Genomic DNA, 19,583 nt, shown 5'->3' on the forward strand with positions numbered 1-19,583 from the left:
GCGTGAATTACCTGGCCGGACGGCTCGGCGCGCTCCTGGCCGTCGTCGCCGTCATCGGCCTGCTGCCCTGGCTGACCCGCACCGATCCGGCGCTGACCATCCTGCACGCCCGCTACGCGGACCGCCCTCCCACACCGGCCGTGCTCGACGCGATCCGCACCGAGACCGGACTCGACGGCGGCCCGCTGCACGTCCTCGGCGCCTGGGCCTCCGGGCTGCCGCGCGGTGACCTGGGGGAGTCCTGGGTCTCCGGACAGCCGGTCGGCCCCGACGTCACGTCCGCGCTGGGTGTCTCCCTCACCCTCATGGGGGCCTCGCTCGCCGTCGCCGTCCTCCTGGCACTCGCCCTCGTCGCAGGAACGCTCCGCCGGGGCGCACGGCGCCGGCTCGTCACCACCCGGGCGGGCGTCGGCGCCGCCGTGCTGGCCGCACTGCCGGAATTCCTTCTCGCCGCGGTCCTGGCCACCGTCCTCGCCGTCCAGCTGGGCTGGTTCCCCGCCCTCGGCTGGGGCGGGCCGGACCAGCTCGTCCTGCCCGCCCTCGCCATGGGCGTCCCGGCAGGCGCGCTGCTCGGGCGGCTGCTGGACGACGCGCTGCCCGCCGCGTTCGCCGAGCCCTGGGCGCGCGCCGCCACCGCCCACGGGATGCCCGCCCGCCGGATCGCGGCCCACGCCCTGCGCCGCGCCCTGCCCGCGCTGCTGCCCCAGCTCGGCCTCGTCGTCGTCGGCCTCACCGGCGGCGCGGTCGCCGTCGAGACGCTCTACGCCATACCCGGCCTCGGCGGCACGGCCCTGGCCGCCGCCCTGGCCCAGGACCTGCCCGTCCTCCAGGGCTGCGTACTACTCCTGCTCCTCCTGGGCGTCGCCGCCGGACTCGCGTCCCGGCTCGGCTCCAGGGCCCTGCTCGGCCCCGCACGGACCGACGGAGCCCTCCCCCCGCTCGTGGCGCCGCCGCTCCCCGCACGCCGCACCGTGGCTGTCGGAGCGGTGGTCCTGGGGGCCCTCCTCGTCGCCGTCGCTGTCGCGGGCCTGCTGCGCGACCCCCTCTACGCCGATGCCGCCGCCCGCCTCGCCCCACCCTCCGCGGCTCACCCGCTCGGCACCGACTCCCTGGGCCGTGACGTCCTCGCCCGCCTCGGCCACGGCGCGGCCAGGACGGTGCTCACCGCGGTCGCCGTCGGAGCCGCCACGCTGCTCCTGGGACTGCTCGCCGGCGCCGTCCGCGCCGGGGCCCTCACGGAGACGGCCAACGCGCTGCCCGCGGTGCTGGCCGGCCTCGTCGTCGCGGGGATCGCCGGCCCCGGCCCCTGGGGTGCGGCCGCCGCCGTCGCGGCCGTCGCCTGGGCCCCGCTCGCCGCCCACACCTCGGCGCTGTACGCACAGGAGCGCGCCGCCTCGCACGTCACCGTGGCCCTCGCCCTCGGCGCCGGGCCGTGGCACCGGCTGCGCCGCCACATCCTGCCCGGCGTCGTGCCACCCGTCGTACGCCACGCCGTCCTGCGGATCCCGGCCGTCGCCCTGGCGCTCGCGTCCCTCGGCTTCCTCGGCCTCGGAACACCGGCCCCGGCGCCCGAGTGGGGCCGCATGCTCTCGGAGAACATGCCCTACGCCGAACGCGCCCCCTGGGCCGTCCTCGCCCCCGCCGCCGCCCTCGCCGCCCTCGGCGCGCTCGCGGTGCTGACCTCGGCGGCCGTACGCGGCAAGCGGCGCGCGTGACGACGTCCACGGCGCGCACCCGCACCGGTGTCACCCCGGCGCTCAAGCCCTATCTCCGGCTCCTGACCGCCACCCAGTTCGCCTTCAACACCGGCTTCTACGCGGTCCTGCCCTACCTCGCCGCCCACCTCGGTGACGGACTCGGCATGGCAGGGTGGCTCGTCGGACTCGTGCTCGGGCTGCGCACCTTCAGCCAGCAGGGCCTCTTCGTCGTCGGAGGCGCCCTCACCGACCGCTACGGCCCGCGGCCGGTCGTCCTCACCGGCTGCGTCCTGCGCATCGCCGGATTCTGCTGGCTCGCGCAGGCGGGTACCACCGCCACCGTCATCGGCGCCGTCCTCCTCATCGGCTTCGCTGCCGCGCTCTTCTCACCCGCCGTCGAATCCGAGACCGCCAGGGCCGCGGTCACGTACGAGACCGAGACCGGGACACCGCGCGCCCAGGTGCTGGCCGTCTTCTCCGCCGCCGGCCAGGCCGGGGCGTTCCTCGGCCCCCTGCTGGGCAGTCTGCTGCTGCTCCTGGGAGGCGGATTCCGGACGGCGTGCCTGGCCGGGGCCGTCGTCTTCGTCGGCGTACTCGCCGGACACGCCCGTCTGATGCCCCGCCGGCCGCGCCGCGTCCCCGTCCCCGGAGCGGGCGTCGTCCTTCCCCGCGAGGTCTTCGCCAACCGGCCCTTCCTGGTGCTCTGCCTCGTCTACAGCAGCTACCTCGTCTCGTACAACCAGCTCTATCTCGCCCTGCCGATGGAGGTGGAGCGGGCCACCGGATCCCAAGGCGCACTCGGCGGACTGTTCGCGCTCTCCTCCCTGCTCGTCGTCGTCGCCCAGCTCCCCCTGACCCGCTGGTCCGCCCGCCGCATCGCGCCCCGGGCCGCCCTCCCGGCGGGGCTCGTCGTCGTCGCCGCCGGATTCGCCGCGGTACCCCTCGCGCCGGACGGGCCCGCCGGGCTGCTCCCCGCAGCCGTGCTCGTGGTCCTGCTCACGCTCGGCCAGATGCTGCTGGTCCCCGCCGCGCGTGGTCTCGTACCCGACCTGGTCGACGACCACCGGCTCGGACTCGCCACCGGCGCCCTGTCCTCCGTGTCCGGTGCCGCCGTCCTGGTGGGGAGCGCCGCCACCGGGACGCTCCTCGGCGCGCCCGGCCCCGTCCTGTGGGCGGTGCTCGCCGCCGTCCCTCTGGCGGGCGCCGCACTCGCCCTGACCCTGTCCGGAAAAGGGCGCACGCCGGTGGCCGGTACCACCGTCACCGATTAGTTGTGACACGTTTTCCACAGGGGGCGCTGGGCACAGGTGCGGGCCCACTACCCTTGAGGGGTGACTATTCGCCTGTACGACACCGACGCCCGGCAGATCCGTGACTTCGTCCCGCTCACAGCGGGCTGTGTCTCGATCTACCTCTGTGGCGCCACCGTCCAGGCCGCCCCGCACATCGGGCACATCAGGTCCGGGCTGAACTTCGACATCATGCGCCGCTGGTTCGACTACCGCGGCTACGACGTGACGTTCATCCGGAATGTCACCGACATCGACGACAAGATCATCAAGAAGTCCGCCGAGCAGGGTCGCCCCTGGTGGGCCATCGGCTACGAGAACGAGCGCGCGTTCAACGCGGGCTACGACGCCCTGGGCTGCCTCCCGCCCACGTACGAGCCGCGGGCCACCGGCCACATCACCGAGATGGTCGAGATGATGCGCGGCCTCATCGAGCGGGGCCACGCGTACGAGGCCGACGGCAACGTCTACTTCGACGTCCGCTCGTACGAGGGATATCTCCAGCTCTCCAACCAGGACCTCGACGACCTGCGCCAGCCCTCCGGTGACGGAGAGACCGGTAAGCGCGACCAGCGCGACTTCGCCATGTGGAAGGCCGCCAAGCCCGGCGAGCCCAGCTGGGAGACCCCCTGGGGCCGCGGCCGTCCCGGCTGGCACCTCGAGTGCTCCGCGATGGCGCACAAGTACCTCGGCACCGCCTTCGACATCCACGGCGGCGGCATCGACCTGATCTTCCCGCACCACGAGAACGAGATCGCGCAGGCCAAGGCCTTCGGGGACGAGTTCGCGAAGTACTGGGTGCACAACGGCTGGGTCACCATGTCCGGCGAGAAGATGTCGAAGTCCCTCGGCAACTCCGTGCTGGTCAGCGAGATGGTGAAGGCCTGGCGCCCGATCGTCCTGCGCTACTACCTCGGCACCCCGCACTACCGGTCCATGATCGAGTACAGCGAGGAGGCCATGCGCGAGGCCGAGTCCGCCTTCGCGCGGATCGAGGGCTTCGTCCAGCGCGTGGTGGAGAAGGCCGGACCGGTCGAGGCCGCCGCCGAGGTGCCGCCCGCGTTCGCGGAGGCCATGGACGACGACCTCGGTGTCCCGCAGGCGCTCGCGATCGTCCACACCACCGTCCGCCAGGGCAATTCGGCCCTCGCCGCCGACGACAAGGAAGCCGCGGTCGCCCGCCTCGCCGAGGTGCGCGCGATGCTCGGCGTCCTCGGTCTGGACCCGCTCGACCCCCACTGGGCGGGCGAGAGCGACCGGGGCGAGGATCTGCACGGCGTCGTCGACACCCTCGTACGGCTCGTCCTCGACCAGCGGCAGTCCGCCCGCGAGCGCAAGGACTGGCCCGCCGCCGACGCGATCCGCGACCAGCTCAACCAGTCCGGCCTCGTCATCGAGGACAGCCCCACCGGACCCCGATGGACTCTCGGACCCCGCTGAGCGGACCTTCGCACCATGCGTGAGCAGCGCAAATGTGCCGCCCGGCCGTCCGGGCGGCACACTTTCACTTGACGACGTCTTTCTGAAGCAACGAAACAGGTAGGTCATGGCCGGGAACAGCCAGCGCAGGAACCGCCGCACGTCCAACAAGAAGGGCATGCAGGTCGGCAGCGGCGGTAACCGACGCCGTGGTCTCGAAGGCAAGGGACCGACGCCGCCCGCCTCCGCCCGCAAGGGACACAAGAAGAACAGGGTGGCGAGCGCCCAGGCCAAGCAGGCCGCCGCGCGCCGCCCCGCCCCCCGCCGAGGTGGCGCCAAGGGCACGTCGGAGATGGTGGTCGGCCGCAACCCGGTCTTCGAGGCGCTGCGTGACGGCGTGCCCGCCACCACCCTCTACGTCCAGCAGTACATCGACAACGACGAGCGGGTCCGCGAGGCGCTCCAGCTCGCCGGCGAGCGCGGCAACATCCACCTCATGGAGGCGCCGCGCCCCGAGCTCGACCGGATGACGAACGGCCTGAACCACCAGGGCCTCGTCCTCCAGGTCCCGCCGTACGAGTACGCGCACCCGGAGGACCTCACCGCCGCCGCGTACGACAACAACGAGGACCCGCTGATCGTCGCCCTCGACGGCGTCACCGACCCCCGCAACCTCGGCGCGATCGTCCGCTCCGTCTCCGCCTTCGGCGGCCACGGAGTCGTCGTCCCCGAACGCCGGGCGGCCGGCATGACGGCCGGGGCCTGGAAGTCCTCGGCCGGCACCGCGGCCCGTACGCCGGTCTCGCGTGTCACGAACCTGACCCGCGCCCTGGAGGGCTACCAGAAGGCGGGCCTGACCGTGGTCGGCCTCGCCGCGGACGGCGAACACACGGTCGAGGACCTGGAGGCCCTTGCGGGCCCCGTCGTCATCGTCATCGGCAGCGAGGGCAAGGGCCTGGGCCGCCTCGTCGGCGAGACCTGCGACTACCGGGTCCGGATCTCCATGCCGGGTGGCGCCGAATCGCTGAACGCCGGTGTCGCCGCGGGCATCGTCCTCTACGAGGTGGCGCGCCGCAGGGCGTGAGGAGTGACGACGCGGCAGCCGGGCCTGGCCGCCCTCAAGCAGTCAGGCCCGCCAGCCGCGCCCTCAGCAGTACCGCGATCGTGAAGCCGTCCGTGATCCGCCCGTCGCCCACCATCGCCTCGGCCTCCTCGAACGGCACGGTCACGCACATACGGATCGCCTCGCCGGTCTCCAGGGGCCCGGTCCCGGCGACCCGCGCCGCGAAGAGCGACACACGGTCGGCCGTCGTGCCCGAATCAGGGTGCAGCTCACCGAGCGGGACGATCTCCAGCGCCTGAGCGCCGATCTCCTCCTCCAGCTCCTTGGCCGCGTTCTCCTCGGCGGACAGCCCCGGCGTACCGAAGCCGCGCGGCACCTCCCAGTGCCAGGAACGCGTCGCATGGCGGAAGTGCTCGATCAGCACCACCCGGCCGTCCAGCAGCGGGAGCACCGCGCAGCCCGGAGCCGGCGTGGCGCTGACCGACCGGATGTACGAGCCGGTGGACCCGTCCGGAAAGCGCACCGGATCGCGTAGCAGCGTGATGTAGCGGTCGCTGTACATCACCCCGCCGGCCTCGGCGACCGCTTCCGGATCGCTGAGGATCTCGATGCCCCCGGCCTGGTTGACGAACAGGTCAGGGCGCTCCACGCGCAGCCGCTCGTAGTACTCGGTACTCATCTGGTGTGTTTTCCCGGGCTCCGCCATGTTCAGACATTCGGCGACTGCTGGTCGGCCTGGCCTCGCCGCGGGCTCGACCCCGTCTCCGCGACGCGGCCCCCGTACGACTTGAGGATCTCCTCCCAGTCCTTCCTGACGTTGCGCAGCTGGAGCGACGGCAACGTCAGCGAATGCCCGAGGCCACTGCGCGCACCGCGGCCCTCCCGGTCGAAGAACTCCAGGCGCACGCTCAGCGCACCCGCGAGGGCCGTGGCCATCTGGAGCGAGCCCGCCAGCAGGGACACCTCCTCACCGGCCGTCACCTGCAGGGCGATCCCCGCGGACTCGAGGACCAGCGCCACCTTCATCTCGCGCTGGAAACCCCGCTGCGTACCGCTGGTCCTGCGCGCGGCCCGCAGCATCCCCCGGTGCAGCTTGGCGACGTCACCCGTGCCGGCCCGGAACTCCTCCGGTGTGGGCATCCGCCCGTCCCTGAAGCTGCCCCGCACGAACGAGTCCAGCGCGTTCACATAGCTGTTCCACTCCTCGGTGGTACGCAGGCGTGTGATGTCGGACAGCGACAGCGAGCCGTAGGAGCGGGGGCCGTCGACCGCCCGGTGCAGCGCGTCGGCGAACACGTCACGCAGCAGCAGGCCGATCTGCTCCGGGTCGTCGGGGCGACTGCGGACGTCGTCACGCAGCTCCTGAAGCGTGGACCTCGGCGGGGAGCCCGGAGGCGTAAGGGCGGTGACCCCGCTCGCCTTGGGTACCCCCAGGTTGTACAGAAGGTCGATGAGCTGCTTGGTGGCCACGACGTGCTCGCCCTCCCTCAGCAACCCCTCGTGCACCTCCGTGCCCGGCCGGGTGAGGAACTCCTTGTACACGGCCTCCCGGGTGATGGTCGCGTAGAGGTCCTGCTGCGTCGCCCACCGGGCGATGTCGGTGAGGACGCCCTCCTTCATGGCCCGTGCCTGGGCGAGGGAGATGTTCAGGTGCGTCCTCAGCGGAGCCTCACGAAGCCGCATTAGGGTTGTCAGCCTGCTGGAGAAGAACTGGTTGATGCTCTCGGTGGCCTCACGGTTCGCCTCGTCGTCCCAGTCGAAGCGGACCAGGGCCGGTTCGGCCTCGTCGGCGAGCAGACGCTGCCACGCGCGGTGCACCTGTGCGTCGTTCGTCCAGGCGAACTCGGCTGCGGGATCACGCTCGGAGTAGAGGAACGGGACGAGGGCTCTTCCGTTCAACAGCTCTACGAAGGCCTGACGTTCGGACGCGTCGGCAGAGGGAAGGTAGTTGGCCGAAACCGCTTGGTTGTTGATGAAGTACGCCCGGTTGACCACCAGGGTCCCGCTGTTCACCAGCGCTCGGCGCAGCTCGGCGGCGGAGGCGTCCACGTCGTCCGGCGAACGCCCTGACGGGGCGTTCGCACGCTGACGTGCGGCAGCGAGATCGCTGGGAAGCCACTGGTTGTCCAACGCCTGGGCCATGACCGGATAGCGGGAGAGGTCCTTGAAAATGAGCTGTTGTCCCGCCACTGTGTCCCATCCCCCTGCGCTCAATGTCCGCGAAAGCTGTGGTGGTTGACGTACGGCAGGCGCACAGGAGTTCCCACCCGCCGCAGGTTGGCCGGATCTTGACGGGTCTCGGACACTCTGGGCGCGTCAAGGCAGTGTCCTAATCACACATCACTCGGTTAGATGAGTGTGGACACCAGAACGCCTCGGTTCGACGACCAACCCGCCCTGAGCATGACGAAGGTGGACAGCGACCCCGCGCAGGTCATCGTCAGCCACGCCAGCTTCCGGGTGCAGCTCGCCCCGGGTCAGCGCACCCGTCTGCGCCCCCTGGGCTCCGCCGCGCCGGTCAGGATCCCCGCCATGGGCGGCGCGGGCGGCCGCAGGCGGGCTCCCGTCGTGTGGAGCGGCAGGTCGGAGCCGGGCGACCCCGGAGCGACCGGACTCCTTCAGGCCGTACGGAACTCCACCGCCGGCCATCTCGACACCCGCCACGGCGGCGACTTCGGCGCGGACTACGACGACACGGGCGGCGGCACGCAGGTCATCCCGCGTCTCGACGAGACCCAGCCCACCCCCGTACTCCGGACGCCCCACCAAGCGGGGGGCCCTCGTACGGGACCCCTGCTGCCCCCCATGCGCCAGGCCGTCGGCGCCTACGACGCCGTCGAGACGCCGCCTCACGACGCATACGTCGCCTACGAGGACACCCCCGACACCGAGGGCCAGGAAGGCGCCTCCGCCGGGGAACGGCGCCAGGCCGGCGACACCGTCCGGCACGCCTACTACCCCGACCGCCGGATGAACCTCGGCGTCGTCCTCCTCCCGCTGCGCGTCATCCTCGGCTTCCTCTCGATCTACGCGGGCATGGGCAAGCTCTGCGACCCCGCCTACTTCGACGGCGGCGACCGCGGCTCCATGGTCAAGTGGCTGACCTCGCTGCACCCCTCGACCGCCGCCGAGCCCCTGCGTGACTTCGCGCTCTCCCATCCTGTCGCCGCGGGGCTCTCCGTCGCCTTCCTCCAGGTCGTCGTCGGCGTCCTCACCCTCCTCGGACTCTGGCAGCGGGTCGCGGCCGCCTTCGGCGTCCTCCTCTCCGCCGCCGTGCTGGTGACGGTCAGCTGGCGCGGTGCCGCCGCCTACGACGCCCCCGACATCCTCCTGCTGGCAGCCTGGAGCCCGCTCGTCATCGCCGGTGCCCCCGTCTACTCCCTCGACGGGCGCCTCGCAGGAGAGGCCTGGCGCAAGCTCGGCCCGCGCTCCGGCATCTGGGACCTCCGCCGCCGGGTGCTGCGCCGCGGCACCGTGGTCGCCACCGTCGTCGTCGGCCTGACCCTGCTGGTCGGCTCCATGCTCGGCGGTGCCGTCCGCTCCACGGAGGTCGTCACCGTGCCGGGCCCCGACAGCTACCCGACCAACCAGCTGCCCGGCTCGCCGCTCCCCGACGAGTCCAAGGACAAGAAGCGCAAGCCCTCCCGGACCCCGGACGACCGCACCCCCGAGACGTCCCCCTCCAGCGCTCCCGGAACCCCGTCGGCCGAGGAATCCACCCCCGGCTCGGACTCCGTGCGCGAGTCCGGCCCGACGGCCGGGGCGAGCTCCGGTGAGCCCAGCCAGACCCAGGGCACCGGCCAGGCACCCCCGCAGGAGCCGGCCCCGGAGGAGCCCCCGGCCGGCGACGCCGGCCCCAGCTCGTCCGGTTCCGCCGGTTCCGGTGGGACGACCGGCGGTTCGGACGAGGAGGGCTCCACCGGCGGCGGGTCCGACGGCGGCTCCACCGGCGGCGCCGGCCAGAACCCCATCGGCGGCCTGCTCGGCTGACTCCCCGCACCGCACACGACGAGGGCGGTCACCGGACATCCGGTGACCGCCCTCGCATATGTGCTCGGGTGGGTCAGCCGCCCGCGTGGGCGCCCAGCTCCTTCGCCGCCTCCGTCAGGTCCTTCGCGGTGTCGATCGCCCGCCAGTACGCCCCGTGGGGCAGCGGGTAGCCTGCCAGCCGCCGCTCACGGGCCAGCCGGGGGAACGTCGTCCGCTCGTGGTCGCCCCGCTCCGGCAGCATCGAGGTGAACGCGGGCGCGAAGACGTACACGCCCGCGTTGATCAGATACGGCGACGGCGGCGACTCGATGAAGTCGGTGATGTGCCCGAAGGCGTCCGTCTCCACGGCGCCCCACGGGATCCTCGGGCGGGCGAGCGCGAGCGTCGCGGTGGCGTCCCGCTCGGCATGGAAGGCGGCCATCTCCCGCAGGGAGAAGCGGGTCCAGATGTCGCCGTTCGTCGCGTACCAGGGCTCCGACGGATCGGGCAGCCGCGCCGCGGCATGCTTGAGACCGCCGCCCCGGCCCAGAGGCTCGGTCTCGACGACGGTCGTGACACGCAGCGGAAGATCGGCCGAGTCCAGCCACTCCTGCAGCACATCGGCAAGATGGCCGCACGAGATCACGGCGTCGGTGACGCCCTCGGCGGCCAGCCAGGACAGCTGATGGCCGATGATCGGGGTCCCGGTTCCAGGGATCTCGACCATCGGCTTGGGGCGGTCATCGGTGTACGGGCGCAGCCGCGAGCCCTGACCACCCGCCAGGATCACGGCCTGCGTCGGATACGTATGCATGCCAGGCACGATATGCCGTGCCCGGCCACGCCCGGCTCAGCTGAACTGCGCTACGCCCGAGGCGAACGAGGTGTCGCAGACCGGACGGGAGAACCGGTGGGCACGCGTCGGGCCGTACTGGTCGACGGCGGCCTTGCCCAGCGCCTTGGCGAGCGACATGCAGTGCTTCGCCAGAGAGGGACGCCCCTCGACGGTGCGCTGGAGGCTCGTCAGCGCGACACCCGGGTCCTTCTCACGGAGCTCCAGCAGGAGCTTGTCCCGCAGAACGTCCTGAGGTGCCCGGGCCTTCGCCTGCTTGGACACGGTCTCCGAAGCGGCGGTCAGCAACTGGGTCTCGGTGTCCTGCCCCGACCACTGCACGCGGGTGACCGCGAGGGTCCCGGACAGGACCATGACGACGGGCAGTACGAGAGCTAGGGTTCGGCCGATGCGGCGCGCGGTGTGGGTCACGCAGGCGAGCGTAGCGGGCAGTGATGACCTGGCGACATTTCGTCACCCTTGCGGGGGATGGTTCGAGGGGTCTTTTCGAATCGCGCGTTGACGGGTCGGGGTGAATTGACCGATGTGCCGGGGTATTTGGCACGCGGCGGATCCGAAACCCGATCCCGTACCGCGACACGCGAACGGCCCCGCGTCCTCGTGGACGGGGGGCCGCAGCGGCTGGATCGGACGGATCAGGCGGTCAGGCGCTCACCGGTCGACGTGGCGAAGACGTGCAGCTCCTCCGGGCGCGGCACGACGTGCAGCTCGGTGCCCTTCTCCGGAACGGCGCGGCCGCCGACGCGGACGACCAGGTCCTTGTGCTCGCCACCGACCTGGGCGGCACCGTAGACGAAGCCGTCGGCGCCGAGCTCCTCGACGACGTTGACGGAGACGGCCAGACCCGCCGGGGCGTCGGACGAGGCCTTGGAGAGGCCGGTCGCCGCGGCGCCGCCGTGCTCGACGATGTCGAAGTGCTCGGGGCGGATGCCGACCGTGACGGTGCGGTCACCGCGGTCGGCGGCGGCGGAGAGCGCCGCACGGGAGACCGGGACGACGCTGTTGCCGAACTTCACGCCACCGTCGGTGATCGGGACCTCGACGAGGTTCATCGCCGGGGAGCCGATGAAGCCGGCCACGAAGAGGTTGGCCGGGCGGTCGTACATGTTGCGAGGCGAGTCGACCTGCTGGAGCAGACCGTCCTTGAGGACCGCGACGCGGTCACCCATGGTGAGGGCCTCGACCTGGTCGTGGGTGACGTACACGGTGGTGATGCCGAGGCGGCGCTGCAGCGAGGCGATCTGCGTACGCGTCGACACACGGAGCTTGGCGTCGAGGTTCGACAGCGGCTCGTCCATGAGGAAGACCTGCGGCTCACGCACGATGGCGCGGCCCATCGCCACACGCTGACGCTGACCACCGGAGAGCGCCTTCGGCTTGCGGTCCAGGTAGTCGGTGAGGTCCAGCATCTTGGCGGCCTCTTCGACCTTCGCCCGGATCTCCGTCTTGTTGATCCCGGCGATCTTCAGCGCGAAGCCCATGTTGTCCGCGACGGACATGTGCGGGTAGAGCGCGTAGTTCTGGAACACCATGGCGATGTCCCGGTCCTTCGGGGGCAGGTGCGTGACGTCGCGGTCACCGATGCGGATCGCACCGCCGTTGACGTCCTCGAGACCCGCGAGCATGCGCAGGGAGGTCGACTTGCCGCAACCGGAAGGACCGACGAGGACGAGGAACTCGCCGTCCTCGATGTCGATCTCGAGCTGGTCCACAGCCGGCTTCGTGGAGCCGGGGTAGACGCGGGACGCCTTGTCGAACGTGACACTGGCCATGACGGTTCTTCTCCTCCACCGGCAGGAACGTGCCGGACGATCCGAGTAGGGAGCGGTGTGGTCCACTGGAGTGAACCTGAGGTGACGCTACCTGGCGTTTTCGGATCTGTCAGTAGTCCTTGGTCCCGAATATCGAGCAGGTTCCGGTCCCGGCGTTGGTTACACTGCTTCCGCTGCCTCCTTAGCTCAGTCCGGCCAGAGCAACGCACTTGTAATGCGTAGGTCGTCGGTTCGAATCCGACAGGGGGCTCAACAGAAGCCCAGGTCAGACACCATCTGGCCTGGGCTTTTCCGTTGTTCCTCCATGCCTGGGCCCTTCTCCGCCGGAGGCCCCCGCGCGCAGGCCGTCCATGACGAGATCCAGGAGGCGGGCGGCGCGCGGTTGCCAGTCGCCGTGGGGGCCGAGCTGCCAGAGGCCGGCGATGGCGAGGAGGAAGTCGTCCGCGGTCACGCCCGGGCGGATGGTGCCTGCCTCCTCGTTGGTGCGGAGCAGGAGTTCCGCCGCGGACGTCACCGGGGTGTGGCCCGGTTTCGCCGGGCTGTCCGGTGCGCTGGTGGCCTGGCGTATGGCGTCCGCCAGACCGGCCTTGGTCATGGCGAACCTCGCGAGGTGGTCCATCCACTCGCGCAGGGCCCGGTCGGGCTCATGAGTCCTGATCAGCTCGGTCGCGGCGTCGGCGACCTGCTGCATCTCGTGGCGGTAGATCTCGAGGACGAGGGCTTCGCGGCTGGGGAAATTGCGGTAGAGCGTGCCCTGTCCGACGCCTGCCTTCCTGGCGATCACGCTGAGAGGGGCGTCCGCGCAGAGCGTCAGCTCCGCCAGGGCGACTTCCAGGATGCGTTCGCGGTTTCGCTGCGCATCCGAGCGCAGAGGTGCGTCCTTGTTCTGCCGCACTCGTCCTCCTCGCGGGTCCGTGGCCGAATCCCGCCCTTGCGTAAGCGGACAACTGTCCACTAATTTTTCTGTGAACGGACAGCTGTCCGGTTAGGTCACCATAGCGGCGGGCGGCCGGGACGGACAGCTGGCGGCCGGCAGCGGCGTCTTCTCCCATGCGTCCCGCGTGCTCCCGGCCCGCCGTCGCAGCGTGCGGCGTCGCCTCCCCCCTCGACACGTCTCCGCTTCCTCTCCGGCACGCCTCCGCGTCTTCCGTTTCCTCTGCCTGCCGGACCTTCCTCCCGAGGTGGTCCGGGAATGCGAAAGAAGGCTGATCATGGCCCCAACGCCCCTGTCGACGCACAGCGCCGTCACCTTGAACGTCAACGGCGAGAAGCACACGCTGACCGTCGACCACCGCACCACCCTGCTCGATGCCCTGCGCGAGCGCCTCGATCTGACCGGCACCAAGAAGGGCTGCGACCAGGGGCAGTGCGGTGCGTGCACCGTCCTGCTCGACGACCGCCGGGCCGTCGCCTGCCTGCAACTCGCGGTGGCGGCCGAAGGCCGGGAGATCGTCACCGTCGAAGGCCTCGCCGAGGGAGAGCAACTGCACCCCGTGCAGCAGGCGTTCCTCGACCTCGACGGCTATCAGTGCGGTTACTGCACGCCTGGACAGATCTGTTCGGCCGTCGCGGTGATCGAGGAGCACGCCGCCGGCTGGCCGAGCGCCGTCACCGACGACGTACGCCCCGAAGCGGGGCCACCGCCACTGACGGCCGAGGAGATCCGCGAGCGTATGAGCGGCAACCTGTGCCGCTGCGGCGCGTACGTGTCGATCGTGCAGGCGGTCGAACGCGCGGCCGGGATCCGTGCGCAAGCCGCCCGGACCGCGGAGGGCGCGCAGACTGCGAAGGGCCGGGGGGCGGCGGCATGAAGGAGTTCGGATACGAGCGCGCGGCCGATGTCTCCGGCGCCCTCGCACTGCTCGACGGCGACCCGGACGCCCGTTTCCTCGGCGGCGGCACCAACCTCGTCGACCTGATGAAGACCGGCGTCGAACGGCCCGGCCGACTCGTCGACGTGCGCGAACTCCCGCTGGACCGGATCGAGGCCACGGAGGACGGCGGGCTGCGCATCGGTGCGACCGTCACCAACAGCGACCTCGCGGCACACCCCGACGTGCGCCGGAGCTACCCGGCCCTGTCCCAGGCGGTGCTGGCCGGTGCGTCCGGGCAGCTGCGCAACGTGGCCACCGTCGGTGGAAACCTGCTGCAACGCACCCGCTGCGGCTACTTCGCCGACGTGGCCGCGCCGTGCAACAAGCGTGTTCCCGGCAGCGGCTGTCCCGCGATCGAGGGCGAGCACCACAACCACGCGATCCTGGGCGCTTCCGACCACTGCGTGGCCACCCACCCCTCCGACCTGGGCGTGGCTCTGACGGCCTTCGGTGCCGTGGTCTCCTACGAGACACCTGACGGACCGGGCCGTCTTCCCTTCACCGAGTTCTACCTGCCGGTGGGCGACACCCCGCACCGGGAGACCGCCCTGCCGCCGGGAGCGCTGATAACCGGCGTGACTCTGCCGGCCGCCCCGGTGGCGGCCAACTCCCGCTACCGCAAGGTGCGCGAGCGGGCCTCGTACGCCTTCGCGATCGGTTCGGTCGCCGCCGCGCTCGACGTCCGTGACGGCGTCGTACACGAGGTACGCCTGGCGTTCGGGGCGGTCGCCTCCCGGCCGTGGCGGGCGCACACGGCCGAACAGGCCCTGACCGGCGGCCCGGCCGACGCCGGGGCCTTCGCCGCCGCGGCGGACGCCGAACTGGCGGCCGCCCGGCCGTTGCCGCACAACGCGTACAAGGTGACGCTGACGCGCAACCTCGTCGTCGCCGTGCTCAGTGAACTCGCCGAGGAGGCCACCCGATGACCACCACCACGACCGGGACCAGGGTGACCAAGGCCGTCGGTACCGCGCACGCACGCGTGGAGGGCCGCGACAAGGTCACCGGAGCGGCCCGTTACGCGGGTGAGGTCCCCTTCGCCGGCCTCGCGTACGGATGGATGGTGCTCTCGACGATCACCCGCGGCCGTGTGCGCTCGGTGGAGACCGGGGCGGTCCTGGAGATGCCGGGCGTGCTCACCGTCCTGCACCACGGGAACGCCCCACGGGTCGACATCGACTACGTCGGCATGCTCGGAGTGCCGGACCCGACCGTCGCCGTCTTCCAGCACGACCGGGTGCCGCACGCGGGCTGGCCGGTCGCGCTGGTCGTCGCGGAGACCTCCGAGCAGGCCAGGGAAGCCGCCGAAGCGCTGGTGGTGCACTACGAGGAGGAGCCGCACGACGTCACCTTCGCCGGAGAACACCCGGACGCGTACACGATGCCCGGCCCCGGCGGGCCGGCCGTGACGGGGAAGGGGGACCTGGAGGCCGAACTGGCCGCGTCGGCCGTGGTCGTGGACGCCGAGTACTCCACGCCGGAGGAGCACCACAACTCGATGGAGCCCCATGCGGCGACCGCCCTCTGGGACGGTGGCCGGCTGGAGGTGGTGGACTCCAACCAGGGCACGGTGTGGGTCGCGAACGAGCTCGCGAACCTCTTCTCGCTCGATCCTGCCTCGGTGCGCGTGCGGTCCGAACACGTCGGCGGCGGGTTCGGGAGCAAGGGTGTCCGCGCGCACCAGGTGGCCGCGGTGATGGCGGCCACCGTCCTGTCGCGCCCGGTCCGGGTCGTCATGACGCGCCGCCAGCTGTTCTCGCTCGCGGGTCACCGGAGCCCCACGACCCAGCGGGTCCGGCTCGGTGCCGACGCCGAGGGACGGCTGCGCGCGCTGGAACACAGCTGTCTGAGCCGCACCTCGACCGTGTACGAGTTCATCGAGTCGGGGGCCGGGGTGGCCCGCGTGATGTACGACGCCCCCGCCCACCACACCGCCAACCGGGTCGTACGGCTCGACGTGCCGAGCCCGACCTACATGCGTGCTCCCGGTGAGGCGCCCGGCTCGTTCGCCCTGGAGTCGGCGCTCGACGAACTCGCCGAGAAGTGCGGCATCGACCCGATCGAGCTGCGCGTGCGCAACGAACCCGAGCGGGGCCCGGTCTCGGGGCTGCCGTTCAGCACCCGCAGCCTGCCCGCCTGCTTCCGGGAGGGCGCCCGCCGGTTCGGCTGGGCGGACCGGGACCCGCGTCCCGGCCTGCGGCGGGAGGGGCGCTGGCTGCTCGGTACCGGGACGGCGGCGGCTTCGTTCGGCGCGGGAGCGATGCCGTCGACGGCGGCCGCGACCGCGGAGGCCGACGGCACCTTCACCGTGCGGATCAGCGCCGCCGACATCGGAACCGGGGCACGCACGGCGCTCACCCTGGTCGCCGCCGACGCCCTTCAGGTGCCGACCGACCGGGTACGCGTGAGGATCGGTGACAGCGACTTCGGCCCGGCGATGATCGCCGGCGGCTCGATGGGCACCCGGTCGTGGGCCTGGGCGGTCACGGCCGCGGCCGAGGAGCTGCGGGAGCGGCTCGCCCTGAGCGACGGGATCCCGCCCGAGGGCATCACCGTGAGGTCGGACACCACCGAGGCCCTCGGAGCACTCGCGCAGACGGAGCGGCACTCCTTCGGGGCGCAGTTCGCCGAGGTCGCCGTCGATGTGGCCACCGGGGAAGTACGGGTGCGCCGCATGCTCGGCATCTTTGCCGCCGGCCGGATCGTCAACCCCCTCACCGCACGCGGTCAGTTCACCGGCGGGATGATCTGGGGCATCTCCATGGCCCTGCACGAGGAGGCGGTCAGGGACCGGAACACCGGAGCCCTCTACGGCGCCGACCTCGCGGGTTACCACGTCGCCACGAACGCCGACGTCCCGCTCGTCGAGGCGGACTGGGTCGACGACCCGGACCCGGACGACCCGGTCGGGATCAAGGGGATCGGGGAGATCGGGATCGTGGGGGCGGCGGCGGCGATCGCCAACGCCGTCTGGCACGCCACCGGTGTACGCCACCGCAGCCTGCCCATCCGGCCGGACCGTGTCCTCACGGCAGGCCCGCATGCTTGACATCGCCGAGGAGCTGGCCCGCTGGGCCGAGGAGGGCAGGACGTTCGCCGTAGCCACCGTCGTGGCCGTCGGGGGCAGCGCGCCGCGCGGCCCGGGCGCGGCCCTCGCTGTCGACAGCGAGGGCACGGCCGTCGGTTCGGTCTCCGGCGGTTGTGTGGAAGGGGCGGTGTACGAGCTGTGCGTCCAGGCGCTCGAAGACGGTGAGACCGTGGTCGAACGGTTCGGCTACAGCGACGAGGACGCCTTCGCGGTCGGGCTGACCTGCGGTGGGGTCATCGACGTCATGGTCACCCCGGTCGACGCGCACGCGCCCGCCGGGGAGGTGTTCCGGTCGGCGCTGTCGGCCGCCGCGTCGGGCGCACCCATGGCCCTCGCCCGGGTCGTGCGAGGGCCGGCCGGACTCCTGGGCAGTGCACTGCTGGTGGACTCCGGCGGGTCCTACGAGGGCTCGTTCGGCGGCTCCCCGGATCTGGACCGGGTGGCGGCGGCCGAGGCGCGGGCGATGCTGGACGCCGGACGCACCGGTGCCCTCGACCTCGCGGAGGACGGAACACGCTGCCCCGGCGGCCTCACCCTCCTCGTCGAGTCGAACGTGCCACCGCCCCGGATGATCGTGTTCGGTGCGATCGACTTCGCCGAGGCTCTCGTCCGCGCGGGCAAGTTCCTCGGCTACCACGTCACCGTGTGCGACGCCCGGCCCGTCTTCACCACCCGGGCCCGCTTCCCCGAGGCCGACGACGTCGTCGTCGACTGGCCGCACCGCTATCTGCGGCGCACCGCGACCGACGGGCGCACGGTCCTGTGCGTGCTCACCCACGACGCCAAGTTCGACGTCCCCCTGCTGGAGCAGGCCTTGCGGATGCCCGTCGCGTTCGTCGGGGCGATGGGCTCGCGCCGGACCCACGCGGACCGTGACCGGAAGTTGCGGGAAGCGGGGCTGCGCGAGGCCGAGCTGGCCCGGCTGAGGTCGCCGATCGGCCTCGACCTCGGCGCCCGTACGCCCGAGGAGACCGCCCTGTCCATCGCGGCGGAGATCGTAGCGGCCCGGCGGGGCGGGACGGGTGCCCCCCTCACGGGTTCGGCGGCACCGATCCACCGCGACGGGAGACGGCGGGACGCGGCGGGGACGGCGGAGGCCGCCTGAGGGCCCGGTGAACGGGCCCGGCCGCCGTTCTCAGTGCCGGCCCGCGATGCGGTCCGCCGCCTTCGCGAGCCGGTCGGTGCCGAGGTGCGGTGAGGCGGACTCGCGGCGGTCCGCCGTGCGGTAGGCCGCGTGGAGCGTGTGCACGCCGAGCCAGCGGAGCGGTTCGGGTTCCCAGCGGCGGACGCGGTGGTTGACCCAGGGGAGGGCGGTCAGGTCGGTGGGGCCGGCCTGGCCGGAGTCCTGCTGGATCAGGTCGCGCAGGGTGCGGGCCGCGAGGTTGGCGGTGGCGACGCCGGAACCGACGTAGCCGCCCGCCCAGCCGAGACCGGTGGAGCGGTCGAGGGTGACGGTGGCGCACCAGTCGCGGGGGACGCCGAGCACGCCGGACCAGGCGTGGTCGATACGGGTGCCCGCGGTGGTGGGGAAGAAGCGGACGAGCAGGTCGCGCAGGGCCTCGACGGTCGCGGGCCGGGTGCGGCCGTCGTTGTCGGTCGCCGAGCCGTAACGGTAGGGGACGCCCCGGCCGCCGAGTGCGATGCGGTCGTCGGCGGTGCGCTGGGCGTACATGTAGGCGTGGGCCATGTCGCCGAGGGTTTCGCGGCCGTCCCAGCCGATGGTGTCCCAGAGGCTCTCGGGGAGGGGCTCGGTGACGATCATGGAGGAGTTCATGGGGAGCCAGGTGCGCTTCTGGCCCTTGAGGGCGGCGGTGAAGCCCTCGGTGCAGCGCAGGATGTACGGGGCGCGGACCGTGCCGTACGGGGTGACGGCGTGCTTGGGCTTGATCTCGGTGACGGGGGTCGACTCGTGGATCGTGACGCCGAGGGCTTCCACGGCGTCGGCGAGGCCCTTGACCAGCTTGGCGGGGTGGAGGCGCGCGCCGTGCGGGGTCCAGCTGGAGCCGACGGCTCCGGAGACGCGGATGCGTTCGGCGGTCTCGCGTGCGCCGCGCAGGACGCGGTCCGTCTCGCCGAAGGCGATCTCGACGGAGTGGAAGTCCTTGAGGCGGGCGAGCTGGGAAGGGGTGTGGGCGACCTCCAGGACGCCGCCGTGGTGGATGTCGGCGTCGATGCCCTCGTCGCCGGCGATCCGGATGACCTCGCCGACGGTGTCGTTCATCGCCTGCTGGAGGCGTACGGCGGCGTCGTGGCCGTGCAGCTTGGCGTAGCGGTCGCGGCCCGCGATTCCGTTGTAGAGCCATCCGCCGTTGCGGCCGGAGGCGCCGTAGCCGCAGAACCTGGCTTCCAGGACGGTGATGTTGAGGAAGGGGACGGCCTTCTTGAGGTAGTACGCCGTCCAGAGCCCGGTGTAGCCGCCTCCGACGATGCAGACGTCGGCGCCGGTGTCGCCGGGCAGGGGCTCGCGTGGGGCGGGGGTGCCTTCCTTCGCGTACCAGAACGAAATGCCGCCGTTGACGGTACTGACGGTGCTCATGTGTCCCCTGCTTGTCCGTGTGC

Annotated in this window: 16 protein-coding genes and 1 tRNA gene; 10 read left to right on the forward strand and 7 right to left on the reverse strand. The window is 72.1% G+C overall.

The genetic code is table 11. The features are described 5' to 3' along the window. The first annotated feature begins 2 nt into the window (after window positions 1–2). The 4 genes from OO67_RS03675 to rlmB all read left to right on the forward strand — a co-directional run bounded on the left by OO67_RS03675 (window position 3) and on the right by rlmB (window position 5,489). Window positions 3–1,715 carry an ABC transporter permease subunit gene (locus OO67_RS03675; protein WP_033297137.1) on the forward strand — a complete coding sequence of 571 codons (1,713 nt, stop codon included), beginning with the start codon at window positions 3–5 and terminating at the stop codon, window positions 1,713–1,715. Then, on the forward strand, window positions 1,712–2,968 hold the full coding sequence (locus tag OO67_RS03680) for an MFS transporter (protein WP_033297138.1): 1,257 nt from the start codon (window positions 1,712–1,714) through the stop codon (window positions 2,966–2,968). Before OO67_RS03675 ends, OO67_RS03680 begins: the two co-directional genes overlap by 4 nt. A gap of 60 nt (window positions 2,969–3,028) precedes the next feature. Continuing rightward, window positions 3,029–4,426 (forward strand): cysteine--tRNA ligase, encoded by a 1,398-nt coding sequence (cysS, locus tag OO67_RS03685; protein WP_033297139.1) that lies wholly within the window; start codon window positions 3,029–3,031, stop codon window positions 4,424–4,426. Between the two features lie 106 nt (window positions 4,427–4,532). Beyond that, window positions 4,533–5,489: a 23S rRNA (guanosine(2251)-2'-O)-methyltransferase RlmB gene (rlmB, locus tag OO67_RS03690; RefSeq protein WP_033297140.1), complete on the forward strand. Its 957-nt coding sequence runs from the start codon at window positions 4,533–4,535 to the stop codon at window positions 5,487–5,489. Window positions 5,490–5,523: 34 nt separating this feature from the next. Here the strand turns inward: rlmB and OO67_RS03695 are convergent, their stop codons facing one another. Continuing rightward, window positions 5,524–6,147 carry an NUDIX hydrolase gene (locus tag OO67_RS03695; protein WP_033297142.1) on the reverse strand — a complete coding sequence of 208 codons (624 nt, stop codon included), beginning with the start codon at window positions 6,145–6,147 and terminating at the stop codon, window positions 5,524–5,526. Window positions 6,148–6,176: 29 nt separating this feature from the next. Next, window positions 6,177–7,658, reverse strand: a complete 1,482-nt coding sequence (locus tag OO67_RS03700) for a hypothetical protein (RefSeq protein ID WP_033297143.1) — start codon at window positions 7,656–7,658, stop codon at window positions 6,177–6,179. 162 nt (window positions 7,659–7,820) lie between these two features. Between OO67_RS03700 and OO67_RS03705 the strand changes: the two genes are divergently transcribed. After that, on the forward strand, window positions 7,821–9,458 hold the full coding sequence (locus OO67_RS03705) for a DoxX family protein (RefSeq protein WP_244300034.1): 1,638 nt from the start codon (window positions 7,821–7,823) through the stop codon (window positions 9,456–9,458). A 73-nt stretch (window positions 9,459–9,531) separates the two neighbouring features. On the opposite strand, the gene OO67_RS03710 is transcribed toward OO67_RS03705, so the two are convergent. The 3 genes from OO67_RS03710 to OO67_RS03720 all read right to left on the reverse strand — a co-directional run bounded on the left by OO67_RS03710 (window position 9,532) and on the right by OO67_RS03720 (window position 12,062). Continuing rightward, a complete protein-coding gene (locus tag OO67_RS03710) occupies window positions 9,532–10,251 on the reverse strand; it encodes a nucleotidyltransferase family protein (protein ID WP_033297146.1) in 720 nt (239 codons plus the stop codon). A gap of 36 nt (window positions 10,252–10,287) precedes the next feature. Next, window positions 10,288–10,701, reverse strand: coding sequence for a hypothetical protein (locus OO67_RS03715; protein WP_033297147.1), 414 nt, complete (start codon window positions 10,699–10,701; stop codon window positions 10,288–10,290). 224 nt (window positions 10,702–10,925) lie between these two features. Continuing rightward, entirely contained in the window at window positions 10,926–12,062 is a 1,137-nt protein-coding gene (locus OO67_RS03720) for an ABC transporter ATP-binding protein (RefSeq protein WP_033297148.1), read from the reverse strand. Window positions 12,063–12,237: 175 nt separating this feature from the next. Here OO67_RS03720 and OO67_RS03725 point away from each other — a divergent pair. Next, window positions 12,238–12,312: transfer RNA gene (locus OO67_RS03725), tRNA-Thr, on the forward strand. A 15-nt stretch (window positions 12,313–12,327) separates the two neighbouring features. Here the strand turns inward: OO67_RS03725 and OO67_RS03730 are convergent. Beyond that, window positions 12,328–12,957 (reverse strand): TetR/AcrR family transcriptional regulator, encoded by a 630-nt coding sequence (locus OO67_RS03730; RefSeq protein ID WP_051709113.1) that lies wholly within the window; start codon window positions 12,955–12,957, stop codon window positions 12,328–12,330. A gap of 316 nt (window positions 12,958–13,273) precedes the next feature. On the opposite strand from OO67_RS03730, the gene OO67_RS03735 reads away from it, so the two are divergent. From OO67_RS03735 to OO67_RS03750, 4 genes are read left to right on the forward strand one after another with little or no spacing between them, the layout of a single operon-like run. Beyond that, window positions 13,274–13,873 (forward strand): (2Fe-2S)-binding protein, encoded by a 600-nt coding sequence (locus OO67_RS03735; RefSeq protein ID WP_033297150.1) that lies wholly within the window; start codon window positions 13,274–13,276, stop codon window positions 13,871–13,873. Continuing rightward, entirely contained in the window at window positions 13,870–14,862 is a 993-nt protein-coding gene (locus OO67_RS03740) for an FAD binding domain-containing protein (RefSeq protein WP_033297151.1), read from the forward strand. Before OO67_RS03735 ends, OO67_RS03740 begins: the two co-directional genes overlap by 4 nt. Then, a complete protein-coding gene (locus OO67_RS03745; RefSeq protein WP_033297152.1) occupies window positions 14,859–16,985 on the forward strand; it encodes a xanthine dehydrogenase family protein molybdopterin-binding subunit in 2,127 nt (708 codons plus the stop codon). Before OO67_RS03740 ends, OO67_RS03745 begins: the two co-directional genes overlap by 4 nt. After that, window positions 16,978–18,129 (forward strand): XdhC family protein, encoded by a 1,152-nt coding sequence (locus tag OO67_RS03750; RefSeq protein WP_033298652.1) that lies wholly within the window; start codon window positions 16,978–16,980, stop codon window positions 18,127–18,129. Before OO67_RS03745 ends, OO67_RS03750 begins: the two co-directional genes overlap by 8 nt. Window positions 18,130–18,159: 30 nt before the next feature. Here the strand turns inward: OO67_RS03750 and OO67_RS03755 are convergent, their stop codons facing one another. Continuing rightward, entirely contained in the window at window positions 18,160–19,560 is a 1,401-nt protein-coding gene (locus OO67_RS03755) for an NAD(P)/FAD-dependent oxidoreductase (RefSeq protein ID WP_033297153.1), read from the reverse strand. Window positions 19,561–19,583 lie beyond the last annotated feature (23 nt).

It is taken from the genome of Streptomyces atroolivaceus (genome assembly GCF_000717025.1).
GTDB lineage: Bacteria > Actinomycetota > Actinomycetes > Streptomycetales > Streptomycetaceae > Streptomyces > Streptomyces atroolivaceus.